Origin of the sequence: Geotalea uraniireducens (assembly GCF_027943965.1) — a bacterium.
In the GTDB taxonomy this organism is placed as follows: Bacteria; Desulfobacterota; Desulfuromonadia; order Geobacterales; family Geobacteraceae; genus Geobacter; species Geobacter uraniireducens.
The window spans coordinates 1987877-2000601 of the sequence record NZ_AP027151.1 but is presented as its reverse complement, the minus strand read 5'-3'; the positions used below and the strand labels follow the sequence as shown (position 1 = coordinate 2000601).

Here is a 12725-nt window from a genome sequence, read left to right as displayed (position 1 = left end):
TGCGCCCGGCGCGGGCCGCGGCAAAGGATCATCGGCCTAGGGTGAAATGGAAGGTCGCCCCTTCCCCCACTATCCCCTCCCCCCAGACCGTCCCGCCGTGGCGGCTGATGATCCGCCGGACCGTCGCCAGGCCGATGCCGTTCCCTTCGAACGCCCCTTCGTCGTGCAGGCGCTGGAACGGGGTGAACAGCTTGTCCGCATAACGCATGTCGAATCCCGCCCCGTTGTCGCGGACGAAATAGGCGGGCTCCTGCCCCGCGGCGTCGACCCCGAACTCGATCCGGGCTGGCTGTCGCTGCCGGCTGTACTTCCAGGCGTTGTTGAGCAGATTCTCCATGACGTTGCGCATCAACCGGGCATCGGCACTGACAACCAGCCTGTCGGGGATAATAAAAGTTGCCGCCCGCTCCGGCTCCGCCTTTTGCAGCTCGGCGGCAATCTCCCGGGCCATGTCGGCCAGGTCGATCGTTTCCCGACGGATCGGCAGCCGCGACAGTCGCCCCAGGTCGAGCAGCGCGTCGATGAGATTGCGCATCCGGCCGGTGGCGATGCCGATCCGGTTCAGGTAATCCCGTTCCGTTTCGTTGAGCCGGTCGGCGGCATCCTCGCCGAGCGCGTCGACGAAGCTGCCGATCCGCCGTAGCGGCGCCTGCAGGTCGTGGGATACCGAATAGCTGAACGCTTCAAGCTCGCGGTTGGCCGCTTCAGCCTGGACGGAACGGTCGAGCAGCTGCCGGTTGACCTTTTCCAGGAGCGCGATCCGAGCATTGATTCCCCCCGGCGACAGATACTGCCGGAGCCCCCCATCCTGCGGTACGGCCGCCTCCCCCTCCGCTTCCAGATGGCTCGCCACCGCGGCGTAGTACTGCTGGAGCCGTGCCGCGGCATCTTTGAGGCGGAAAAGGAGCGCTGCGCAACAGAGATAGGTTGCCGCGACGTAGAAGATCCCGGGGGCCAGCCAGCGATGGCCTTGGGTGAAGAGGAGATAGACAGTGACGGTGACGCCGCCGACGGTCGCCAGCCAGGTCAGGACGGCGCCGGTTTCGGAAAGCTGCAACAACAGGAGATAGAGGCCGGCGGCAAAGAGGAGGCAGAGCACCAGTCGCGTTCCCTCGACGACCGGCCGGATGGCGCTGCCGTCGAGCAGGTTCCCGACGGCGGTCGCCTGGACCTCGACGGCGGCCATCCGGTTCCGCTGCTGGCCGAAGGGGGTGATGAACCGCTCTTCGATCCCCGGCGCGGTGATCCCGACCAGGACGACTTTTCCCCGCAGCCGGGCCGGCGCCAACCGTCCGGCAACCAGATCGGCCAGTGAAACCGTCGGGATCGTCCCCGGCGGGCCGTAGTAATTGAGGTTGAGCGGCCTCCCCTGGGCGATGAGCTGCCCCTTCCCCCCCTCCGGCGGAGGAACGGTCGGAACCGCGGCGCCGGCCCAGGCGGCGACGGCGGCAGCGAGGGCGGGGACGGTACGGCTATCGTGCCGCAGGTAGAGGAACTCCCGCCGCACCACCCCGTCCAGATCCTGTTCGAGATGGAGATGCCCGACGGGAAGCCCGGCCAGTGCCGGCGCCGGATTTTCCGTGCGGAGACGGTCGTCGATGTAAAGCGGCAGGACGGTCCGCCCCTGCCGGCGGGCGGCTGCGGCCAGCAGGGGATCATCGGCGGACGGCTCGGTCATGATGATGGTGAAGCCCACCGCCCGGGCTTCGGCGAGGCGGTCGAGCAGCGTCGCGTAATAGCGCCGCGGCAGGGGCCAGCGCCCCAGCTCGTGGAGGGTCGGCTCGTCGATGGCGGCGATCAGCAGCTGCCGGGGCGGCCGTACCGTCCCCCGCACCCGGAAGGCGAGGTCGTAGCAGTAGGAATTGACCCCGTCGAAGGCGCCGAGATGGGCAATCAGGCCGATCGCCAAAAGCCCCGCCGCAACGACGAGCAGGTCCCGCCGCCATCTGTTCCGCTCCTGCCGCGCCATCATCCCCCCCGCCGCGCGCCGCCCGTCACAGCACCAGCCCGAGAATCAGCCCGACTCCGCCGAGCACCCCCAGCCCCCACCAGGGGATATGCCGCGGCACCTCGAAGCTCTGCGGTGGCGAAAAGGCCCCGGCAGAGCCGTCCGTATCGATGCACTGCACCCGCACCAGGTAACTGCCCGGCGCGGTCGGGGCGGGAAAGGCGACTTCCGGCCGCGGTTCCCGCCGGTCGAGCAGCACCTCGGCAAAGGAGGCGTCCCGGGCCAGCTGGAAGCGATAGGTCATCCCCGGACAGACATCGTTGACCCGGATCCGCATCTCCCCCCCCGCCTGCTCCGGCGGGGCGACCGCCGGCGTCGGCGGCGGCGGGATAACCGTGAACGCCAGCGGGTCGGACCACTCGCCCTGGAAACCGTCGGCGGCGACCGAAGCGACCCGGAACAGGTAACTGCCCGCCGCCAGAGAGTCGGCCCGCCAGGCGGTGCCTGCCGCCGGTTCGTCCCGGAGCGGCGCGGCGAAACCGGCCGCCGGGGCCACCTGCAGCCGGTAGGAGGTCGCATCGCCGACCTTCAGCCAGCGGAAATCGACCGGCCCCTGCCTGACGCTGGCACCGGGCGCCGGCGTCATGGTGTAGGGGGGGAGCGGGTGACGGCGCACCACGACCGGCAGGGGGGCGGAAGGGAGTCCCGCCAGCCCGAACTGATCAATGCTCTCCGTCTGCAGGTAATAGCTGCCATCGTCCAGGCCGGTGGCGGCGAACGCCTCGCACCCGGCGACCAGCTGCTGCCGGACGACCTCCTTCACCTCCCGGTCCCGGCCGAGCATGAACCGGCAGGCGACGGCGCCGGAGACATTGGCAAAACTGATCCGCAGGGGGTCGGCCCGGTAAAGAGGCTGCAGGTCGAGCGGCGCCGGCGGCGGCAGCAGGGCGATGGGGCTGTGCGGTGCCCCCCCTTTCCGCACAATGGTCCCCTCCCCCCCCCCGACCGCCACCTCTTTGCCCTGCGCCCCGACCACCACCGTCCCGTCGAGGACCTCCGAGCGGGTCAGGGCATCCCGGTCGACCGACACCCGGTAGGTGGTCCCCCGGGCCCCGGCCACCGCCGACGGCGTGATGATCAGGTGGCGCTGCTCCCGGCCGGTCGCCTGCCTGATCCGGGAGATGACCCGGCCAAGGCCGAGCCGCAGTTCGCGCAGCAGGTGGAATTCACCCTTCGCCCGGGAACGGACCAGCTGCAACTCGCTGTCGTTGCGGAGCAACACGGAACTGCCGCCCGGAAAGGTGATCTCGGCCGCGCCGTCGGCGCCGGTGACGATCCGCGCCCCTTCGCCGACCCGTTCGTCGAGCCGGAGCGGCTGCCGGTTGCCGCCGGTGCCGGCCAGGGTTGCGCCCCCCCGGACGAAGGTGATGATCCCGGCGACCGGGGTTCCCTTCAGCAACTCAACCGGGATGGCGATGAGCTGGCCCGGATAAATGAGATCGGGATTGCGCAGCCGGTTGACCCGGTAGACGTCCCGGCAGCGGGCCGGGTTCTCCAGCTGCTGGCGGCAGAGTCCCAGGAGCGTATCCCCCTGCCGAACGACAATCGACTCCACCCCGGCGGCAGCGGCGGGAGACGCGGCCGCCACCAGCAGCGCACCGGCGACCAGCGCCTTCATCGACGGCAATTTCCCCCGGCAGACCATGAAAACCTCCCCCGACATAAATTAGAACCAGTTTACCCGATTCCCCACGGGATGGAAGAGCAAAATACAAATAATATCAGTTAAGTAGCAGATGCAAGCACTGACACGCCGCCGGGGCGCCGGCTACTTGATCAGCACATTCTCAACGATCAGCGTCCCCCGCTGGATGGTCAACCGGCCGTGCAGGACCGTCAGGCCGCTATTGGCGGTATACGTGCCGTTCCACCCTCCTTTGAGGGTCACCCCCTTGGCCGCAGCGCAGGTCAGGTTCTCATCGAACTCGATTCCCCAGCTCTTGATCGTCCCGCCGGCCAGGGCACCATCGTAAGCCTGCTGCAGCGACGGGTAGTAATCGGCAACGGCGGCGCTGCCGAGCACCGCATGGACAATGTCGAGAGTGAAGCTGGCAGTGACGGTGGTATCGACGACGAGCGACAGGAGGCAGTCCGCGGTACCGCTGCAGCCGCCGCCGGCCCAGCCGTCGAACAGCGAATACTGGTCGGGAGTGGCGCGGAGCGTCAGCGGCGTATCGCTGGGATAGGAATTGCTGCAGGAGACGCTGCAGCCGGTGGGTGGTGGCGAAATGGCCACGCTGCCGAGGCCGCTGCCGCCGATCACCAGTGCCAGGGTGTGGTTGGCCATCAACTCCAGCGCCCCCAGGTCGACCACCGGGGTGCCGGTCAGCGTGCCGTCGACGATCCGCGGCTTGCCGGCATAATCGACCGCTCCGGCCGGCACCAGGGCGTTGCTGCCCCTGTCGACGACCGGCGAAGCCGCCTGCAGCCGGTAGTCCCCGCCGGCCCGGTCGACAAACAGCGGATCGACCGAGACGTCGCTGGCGCCGGCGGTCACCAGGGTGTAGTTGGCACCGGTGTTGTAGAGATCGTTGCTGGTCAGGGTGGGTGCGAGCAGCGGATAAGTGAGGGTCTCGGAGATCCCCGAACTGTTGAAGGCGATGATGTTGTTGCCGATCAGGAGTTTCCCCGCCGGTGGCGGCGACGGGGTCGGCAACGGCGGCGGCAGGGAGATGGCGATCCCGCCCCCCTGGGCGCCGATCCCCGGCAGATCGCCGCTGCTGTTGCCGACGATGGTATTGTTGACGATGGTGGTGATGGCGGTGGCGCTATCCTGAACGAGGCAATAGATGCCGCCGCCCCCCAGGCTGTTGGCAGGGGAAGCGAGGGTGCTGTTGCCGACGAGCAGGTTGTTGCTGATGCTGCCGGCAAAGTTGGTGCTAACGTTGATCCCGGCCCCCTGGCCGGCTTGGTTGCCGCTGATCAGGTTGCCGTCGATCAGGAAGGCGGGGCCGAGTTCGAGGGTGATCGCCCCGGTCTGGGCCCCGGCGCTGGCCGGTGGATAGGGGATGTAGAAGGAGTTGGCGCTGACGGTGTTGCGGGTGATCCGCGGCGTAGTGCGGTAGGCGTAGATCGCCGCCCCCCGGAGCGCCCGGTTGCCGGTGAAGACATTGCCGTCGATGGTCGGCGCGGAGCGGGTCAGGTAGATGCCGGCGCCGCTGCCGTCGATGGTATTCAGCAGTTCGTTGTCGGCGAAGGTGTTCCCCCGGATGAGCGCGTAGCTCAGGTAGCCGAACAGGCCGCCGCCGTAGGCGAGCTTGTTGGCGTTGTCGAACGGGTTGCCGAGGGAGTTGCGACGGATGGTGCAGTTCTCCAGGTAAAGGGAACCGACCCGGTTGACCACCCCGCCGCCCCGGCCGCTGTAGCCCGAGGAGGGATTATTGAGGAAGATCAGGTAATCGCCGCCGGTATACGCCCCGCCGTTCTGGATGGTGAAGCCGTCCAGGGCGCTGACCAGGTAGCCGGCATAGGCGCTATAAACCACGTTCGGCACCGCATCGCCGTCGATGACCGCCGGGTGAGCCGCCACGTCCCGCGCCGCCCGGCTCGTTTCGCTCCCGGCAAAGCCGCCGTAGAGATAGACATAGGCCGGGATGCGGAGATGCTCGTGATAGGTCCCCGTCGCCACCCAAAGTTCGCCGCCGGTCGCCGCCGCCGCATTGATCCCCCCCTGGATGGTCCGTTTGGCGCCGGCCCAGCTGAGGCCGTCGCCATCCGAACCGGCGGGGCTCACATAGTAAACCGGCGTCGGGACGTGCCAGACCGTGCCATCCCATTCGTCGGCACCGATATCGACCGCGGCGCCGCCAAGCCGCGCCAGGCCGTCCAGGTCGGTCCAGGCGGCGCTGGCATCGCTCGACAGGCCGGCATCGATGCACGGCGAGCCGCTGCCGAGGTGATAGTTGCCGATCGTTGCGTTCGCCAGCAGCGGATCGGCGGTGATGTTGCCGGCGGTCCCGCCCTGGTCGGCCAGATCCCGGTAATCGGTCCGTTGGCCCTGCAGTGTGTTGCCGTAAATGTCGTTGTAGCGGATGACCGGCGCCGAACTGCCGATCGTCCCCTGCTGCACGCCCCAGGTGTTGAAGGCGACCAGGTTGTTGCTGATGATCGGGAAGGCGTTGTCCCAGAAGATCCCCGCGCCGTTGTTGGCAACGATGGTGTTGTTGATCACCCGCGGCGGCGGGGTGAGTTCCGGGTCCGGCGCCGGCCGGTAGTCGACGAAGTAGATTCCCGCCCCCTGGTTGGCGCCGTTGGCGGCGATGACGTTATTGACGATCAGCGGCGCGGCGATGGCGTACTGGACAGGTTCCCCCTCCAGGTCGTCGGCGGTGGAGAGGATTCCCCCGCCGCCCGGCTCGCCGCTCCCCTCGTCGTAGTTCGCCGCGTTGGCCCGGATCAGGTTATTGGCGATGACCGGCGAAGAGTGCCCCCAGCTGCCGATCCCGCCGGCGGTGAAATCGGCCACGTTGGCCATGATCAGGTTCTCCCGGATCACCGCCGCGGCGCTCGCCAGATGAACGATGGCGTCCCCCCCCTCGACGGCGATGCCGCCGCCGTCGTCGGCATAGTTGTAGGCGATGATGTTGCCGGCGATCAGCGGCTGGGCCACCGGCGGCGTCACCTTGTAGTTGACGGCGTAAATCCCCGCCCCGACTTCGGCGTGGTTGTCCCGAAGGTAGTTGCTGGTGATGGTCGGCGCCGAGCCGACAATGGCGATCCCCCCGCCGAGGTAGGCATGGCCGCCGGTGATGATGAAACCGTCGATCACCATCCCCGGGCCGGCCCCGCCGGTAATGGTGATCACCGAACCGCTCTCCGGCGGCAGCGGCGGCTCGCCGCCCCCACCGTCGAGGATGGTCGGGTTCAGCTGCCAGTTCCGCTGCCCGAGCAGGGTCTCGCTGCCGTTGAAGCCGCCGTACAGTTTGATGTCGACCGGCGTGTCGCCGACGATGCGATTCCGAAGGTGCTCGGCATAGGTCCCGGCGGCAACCCAGATTTCGTCGCCGGCGGCGGCGACGGCGATGGCCCCGCTGACGCTCTTCTTGGCCAGCAGCCAGGTGAGGCCGGAATTGCTGTCACTTCCCGATGGTTGAACGTAGAAGGTAGTTGCAGAGGCGCTTCCTTGCGCAATCAGGGCAAGGGGGATGACGAGGCACAGAATTGACCTTTTCATAACTCCTCCCTTTACTGCCGAACAGCCCGTATCTCCTTTCCGGAACCATGGTCAGCCTCCCTCCTGCCATCGCATGGCACAGCCCCGCCGGTGGCTGCCGCAACGAACACACCCGGCGCGGCGCCACCGCGTTAACAATATCTAACCATACTGGTAACAACTTGCAAGCCGGGCGCGGCAAAAATCGGGCGGCAGATCACGGAACGCGCTGCCCGCGGAACCGCCGGCCGGCGAAGGAGGATTGTTACGGGGGTAGGCTGCTGACTGGGGAAGCTGTGACTGCGGCGGCGACTATCTGCTGCCGTTCTTCCCTTTCCCCCCGCCCGTCGGCGCCGCTTCCGCCGCCGCCGCGTGGTAGCGCGCCGTGATCTCGCCGATATCCACCTTCGGCGGCGGGAACTCCATCCGCAGCGCTTCAAGGGTCTCGACGACGATCCGCGAGACGGCGAGGTTGCGGAACCATTTGTGGTTGGCCGGAATGACGTACCACGGCGCCTGGTCGGTGCTGCAGTTGCTCAGGGCGTCTTCGAAGGCCCGGGTGTAGTCGTCCCAGTATTCACGCTCCGAGTAGTCGGACTCACTGATCTTCCAGTGCCGGGCGGGATCGTCGAGCCGCTGCTTGAAGCGCCGCAGCTGCTCGTCCTTGCCGATGTGCAGGTAGAATTTCAGGATGTGGGTGCCGTTGGCGACCAGGTTATTTTCGAAGTCGTTGATCAACTCGTAGCGTCTGGCCCAGACCTTCTTCGGCACCAGGTCGTGGACCCGGGTCACCAGCACGTCCTCGTAATGGGAGCGGTTAAAGATCGCCACCTGTCCCCGCGGCGGCGCGGCCTGGTGAATACGCCAGAGAAAGTCGTGGGCCGCCTCCTCGGCAGATGGGACTTTGAAACCGTAGACCCGGGCCCCCTGGGGGTTCATGTTGCCGAGGACGTGGTTGATGGTGCCGTCCTTGCCGCCGGCGTCCATCGCCTGCAGGATGATCAGCAGCGACCGGCGGTCCTCGGCGTAGAGCAGATACTGCAGCTCGCGGAGCCGTTTGGTATAGCGCTCGATCTCGTCGAGCGCCGCTGCGTGGTCCTCATGTTTATCCTTGAACGACGGATCGATCTTGTCCAGCCGGACGATACTCCCCGGCTTGACGCGGAATTTTTCAAGGTAGTTCATGCTGTTCCTCCTGCGCCGCAAGGCGGCCGACGGTCATGACGAGGGGGCTGTCGCGGCGGGGTCCCGCTGCCGGTAAGCGGCAACCACGGCGTCGAACGTCGGGAAAAAGGCATCCCGGCCGAACAGATCGCTGAGCTGGGAGCGGTCGAGCCCGGCGCGGACTTCGTCGACAACTTCGCACCAGACCAGCCTGACCCCCTGCTTCGCCAGGTTGTAATAGATGATCCGCAGCGTCTCGGCGGCGGTGAAATCCACGTCGTTGACGGCGACCGCATCGATGCAGAACCAGGCGAGCGGCGGCTCGGCACTCCTGACCAGTTCGCCGATCTGGTCGCTCAGCACCTGGCTGTTGGCGTAATACATGTTGTGCATGAAGCGATAGATCATCAGGCCGGGGACCGCCTGCCCGCCGGTGCCGAGAGGCCGCTGGCGCCAGCCGAGAGTCCGGTCGTGGACGAGCAGCATGTTGTTGACCAGATAGCCGTGTCGCGTATGGACGGCGAGCGACAGCACAATGGCCAGCAGAATGCTCTGCTCGACCCCGACCAGCACGACCGTCGCCATGGTGATCAGCGCCACCCAGAATTCCCACGGCCGCTCGGCGTAGATCCGCTTCAGCCCCTTCAGGTCGACCAGTTCGAGGCCAATCAGGAACACTACCGCCGAGAGGACCGCCTTCGGCAGGAAGGCCAGCGGCGCGGTGAAGAACAACAACACCATCAGGACGATGAAGCTGGTGGTGAGCTGCGAGAGCTGGCTGTGCCCCCCGGCGCTTTCGACCATCTGGGTCTTGGTCGGGCTGCCGTTGACGACAAAGGTGCCGGAGAGGCCGGCGCCGATGTTGGCCAGGCAGAGCCCCACCAGGTCGACGTTCTCGTCAAAGCGCTCGTTGTAGTGTGCCGCATAGGCGCGAGAAGTGGCGGCGCTCTGGGAGAGGATGACCACGAACATGGCAAAGGCGGTAGGAGTCAGACGCTCGATCAGCGCCAGGTCGATCGTTACCGCCGGCAGCCCCAGTGTCGGCAGTCCGCTCGGCACCGGTCCGAGGAGTTGGACGCCGGACGCCTGCAGGTTGAATGCCCAGCTGGCGACGATAGCGCCGCTGACTGCAATCAGCGGCCCGGGGATTTTCTTCGAGAGCCGGCGCGAGCCGACGATTACCGCCAGGACGGCCGTCGCCACCACCAGCGAAGCGGGATTGGCCTGGCGAATCTCCCGGACGGTAAAGAGCAGTTTGGCGATGGTGCCGTCTCCGGCCACCGGCAGATCGAGCATCCCGGCCAACTCGCCGACGGCGACCTGAATGCCGACCCCGGAGAGAAAACCGACCAGCACGGTCCGGGAGAGGAAGTCGGCCAGGAATCCGAGCCGGGCAAGCCGGGCCAGCAGCAGAAAGCCGGCCGCCATCAGCGCCAGCAGCCCGGCCAGGGCAACCCACTCCCCCGAGCGTGGGGCCGCCATGCCGGCGATGCTGGAGGCGAGGATGGCCGCCGTGGCCGAATCGGCACCGACCACCAGGTGGCGGGACGAACCGAACAGGGCATACAGGATCATCGGGATGAGGATCGTGTACAGGCCGGTAATGACCGGGGTACCGGAGATCTTCGTGTAGCCCATCACTTCGGGGATGGCCAGGGCTGCCAGCGTTATCCCGGCGATGATGTCGGCCGGCACCCGCGAACGGTCGACCGGAAGGAGCCCCTGGAACACGGCGAACCGGCGCCGGCCGTTATGAGCGGCGGCATTGGTCATAACCGGTGTCCCCCTGCCGGATCGACCGACGGCCGACGATGACAATTCATCCCCGCCCCGGCCCTGCCGATGGCTGCACCCTGTCCGGCGATGTCGCGCTGACCTCCCATAATCCCCCTCGTCCGCTTGTTCCGTAGGGAAAGATTACGTCATTAGCCGGCGGATTGCAAAAGCAAGGTTTGCCGAATGGGATTTATTTCCCCGCCTGAGGGCGCTGGACCGCCGCTGCAGCGCGGCACAACAAACGGCCCGGAATCCAATCGGATTCCGGGCCGCCAGATGAGTTGCCAGCTTCCGCAGCGGCCTTTTGCCGGCCGCCGCCATTTCTGCCGGAGATTCTCCGCGCAATCAGCGGGGACGCCCCCCCCTATGAGCGGATCAGCCGGCGAGGCCAAGGGGAGCGACCGTTCTCCCGTAGACCTCGTTGATCACCTGGGCCAGACCGGCGTATATGGCGGACAGCCCACAGAAGATACCTTCATAGCCGGCGATGATCTTGATGACGTGGCTGCCGGTTGCATCACCAGCCGCCAGCAGGAAAAAGAGTACCGTCAACGAACCGAAGACCACCTGCAGCGCCCGGTTCATTTTCAACGTACCGATAAACAGTACGGCGGTAAAGAGCCCCCACATCGCCAGATACGCCGTCATGGCGGAGGTATCCGGGGCCTGGATGAAACCGGTATTGGGAAGGATGATCAGGCCAACCAGGGTCAACCAGAAAAGGCCGTAGGAGGTAAAGGCGGTCGCTCCGAACGTGTTGTTTTTCCGCCACTCCATGATGCCGACAATAATCTGGCCGAGGCCGCCATAGAAGATTCCCATGCTGAGGATCATCGCATCGAGGGGAAACATTCCGGCATTGTGCAGATTGAGCAGAACGGTCGTCATGCCGAAGCCGAGGAGCCCGAGCGGCGCCGGGTTGGCCGTCGTATCGTTGAGTTCCAGTACCGTTGCCGTTTCTTGTGATTTCAGGGTCATGCATACGCCTCCTTATAAAGTGTCGGTGGTCATTCACACAAATCGATCTTCATATCCCAGTTCTTGATTTTCATGGTGCCGTTCTGGGCCAGATTCAGCTGCATCTTGAAGGCCCGGTCCCACAGCTGGGGCTCATGGCCCACTTTCCGCGCGAGACATTCCTTGGTGGCAATCTCCAGATATTCGGCAAGGATCGGCTTGTAGTCGGGATGGGCGCACTTCTCGATGATCCGCCTGGCGCGCTCTTTCGGCGCCAGCCCCCGCAGGTCGGCCAGCCCCTGTTCGGTCACCACGCAATCGAGGTCGTGTTCCGTATGATCGATGTGCGAGCAGTGGGGCACGACACAGGTGATACCGGTGGGGTCGGTCTTGGAGGGACGGCTCGACGGGGTGTGCATGATCTTGAGAAAACCGTTGCGGAGGAAATCGCCGGAACCGCCGATCCCGTTGATCATCCTGGTGCCGCCGACGAGGGTCGAGTTGGCATGGGCGTAAATATCGATCTCCACCGGGGTGTTCATGGCAATGACCCCGAGGCGGCGGATCGGCTCCGGGGCATTGGAGATGGCAAGCGGCCGGAGCAGGATTTTGCCGGCATACTTGTCCATCGCGGCGAAAAAGCGCGGAAAGCCTTCATCCTTGGAAAGGGAGAGCGAACAGGACGAGGCGCAGGCGAGTTTGCCCGAATCGATCAGGTCGAGCATCGTATCCTGCAGCACCTCGGTATAGACGCTGAGATCGGCGAAGGGACCTTTCGCCAGGCCGCCGATGACGGCGTTGGCAATGGAGCCGACCCCCGACTGGAGCGGCAGCAGATTCTTGGGCAGACGGCCGGCCTTCACCTCGTGACTGAAGAAGTCGATGATGTGGTTGGCGATGGCCTCGGAGGTCTCGTCCTGCTCGGAGAAGGCCCGCCCGTTGTCGCGATGGCGGGATTCGACAACGGCGACGATCTTCGCCGGGTCGCACGGAACGAAGGTGGTGCCGATCCGCGAATCGGCCTTGGTGATGTTCAGCACCTGCCGGTTCGGTGGATTGTTGCAGATGAGGTTGTCGTGCATCCCCTCGAAGGAAGGCTGTCCCACATTGACCTCGACGATGATCCGGTCGCACATCGTGACTATTTCGGGGATGACGCCGCCGGAAGAGGTCGGGACCAGCCCCCCCTCTTCGGTGATTGCCGATACCTCGATGATCGCCAGGTCCAGTCTGCCGCCCGGCGTATCCTTCGTATAGAACCCGTAGCCGAGATCCTGGGCGAACAGCGAGAGATGCTTGTCGCCCATTCTGATCCGCCCTTCATTGATGCCGGCGGCGATGTTCTTGCCGGTCTGGTAGGGCCAACGGCGATCGATCATGTCCAGGGTGGCCCAACGATCTTCCGTCTCGGCACCGACAGATGCGCCGGTGAAGACGTTGAAGCGCAGCTTCCCCTGAAGATTGTTCTTCTCCACGTGGTCGGCAAGGGCAATGGGGACCGCTTTGGGATAACCGGCGGGGGTAAAGCCCGACCAGCCGAGGCTCATCCCGTCCTTGAAGAAAGGAATGGTATCTTCCGCCTTCATGACTTTGCTCAGTAACGATTTGCAGCGCACACGCTCCTGCAGGGTGCCGTATTCCATAACGTTAAACTCCTGTTTTGTTTTA

At 65.7% G+C, this 12725-nt stretch carries 7 protein-coding genes; all 7 read right to left on the bottom strand.

All coding sequences use genetic code 11. The features are described 5' to 3' along the window. Positions 1–28: 28 nt before the first annotated feature. Positions 29–1972 carry a CHASE2 domain-containing protein gene (locus QMN23_RS09360; protein ID WP_282003654.1) on the bottom strand — a complete coding sequence of 648 codons (1944 nt, stop codon included), beginning with the start codon at positions 1970–1972 and terminating at the stop codon, positions 29–31. Between the two features lie 22 nt (positions 1973–1994). Continuing rightward, positions 1995–3671, bottom strand: coding sequence for a FecR domain-containing protein (locus QMN23_RS09355; protein ID WP_282003652.1), 1677 nt, complete (start codon positions 3669–3671; stop codon positions 1995–1997). A 105-nt stretch (positions 3672–3776) separates the two neighbouring features. Beyond that, a complete protein-coding gene (locus QMN23_RS09350; protein ID WP_282003650.1) occupies positions 3777–7181 on the bottom strand; it encodes a right-handed parallel beta-helix repeat-containing protein in 3405 nt (1134 codons plus the stop codon). 291 nt (positions 7182–7472) lie between these two features. Next, complete coding sequence (locus tag QMN23_RS09345) at positions 7473–8345, bottom strand: polyphosphate kinase 2 family protein (RefSeq protein WP_282003648.1); 873 nt, start codon at positions 8343–8345, stop codon at positions 7473–7475. 33 nt (positions 8346–8378) lie between these two features. After that, positions 8379–10097, bottom strand: a complete 1719-nt coding sequence (locus tag QMN23_RS09340; protein ID WP_282003646.1) for a SulP family inorganic anion transporter — start codon at positions 10095–10097, stop codon at positions 8379–8381. A 378-nt stretch (positions 10098–10475) separates the two neighbouring features. Next, positions 10476–11078, bottom strand: coding sequence for an acetate uptake transporter (locus QMN23_RS09335; protein ID WP_282003644.1), 603 nt, complete (start codon positions 11076–11078; stop codon positions 10476–10478). 29 nt (positions 11079–11107) lie between these two features. Then, on the bottom strand, positions 11108–12700 hold the full coding sequence (locus QMN23_RS09330) for an acetyl-CoA hydrolase/transferase C-terminal domain-containing protein (protein WP_282003642.1): 1593 nt from the start codon (positions 12698–12700) through the stop codon (positions 11108–11110). Positions 12701–12725: the final 25 nt, after the last annotated feature.

Excerpts from the sequence above, each read along its gene's own strand:
- QMN23_RS09355 (WP_282003652.1), bottom strand. The coding sequence starts at position 3,671 with ATGTCGGGGGAGGTTTTCATGGTCTGCCGGGGGAAATTGCCGTCGATG.
- QMN23_RS09340 (WP_282003646.1), bottom strand. The coding sequence starts at position 10,097 with ATGACCAATGCCGCCGCTCATAACGGCCGGCGCCGGTTCGCCGTGTTC.
- QMN23_RS09335 (WP_282003644.1), bottom strand. The coding sequence starts at position 11,078 with ATGACCCTGAAATCACAAGAAACGGCAACGGTACTGGAACTCAACGAT.
- QMN23_RS09345 (WP_282003648.1), bottom strand. The coding sequence starts at position 8,345 with ATGAACTACCTTGAAAAATTCCGCGTCAAGCCGGGGAGTATCGTCCGG.
- QMN23_RS09360 (WP_282003654.1), bottom strand. The coding sequence starts at position 1,972 with ATGATGGCGCGGCAGGAGCGGAACAGATGGCGGCGGGACCTGCTCGTC.
- QMN23_RS09350 (WP_282003650.1), bottom strand. The coding sequence starts at position 7,181 with ATGAAAAGGTCAATTCTGTGCCTCGTCATCCCCCTTGCCCTGATTGCG.
- QMN23_RS09330 (WP_282003642.1), bottom strand. The coding sequence starts at position 12,700 with ATGGAATACGGCACCCTGCAGGAGCGTGTGCGCTGCAAATCGTTACTG.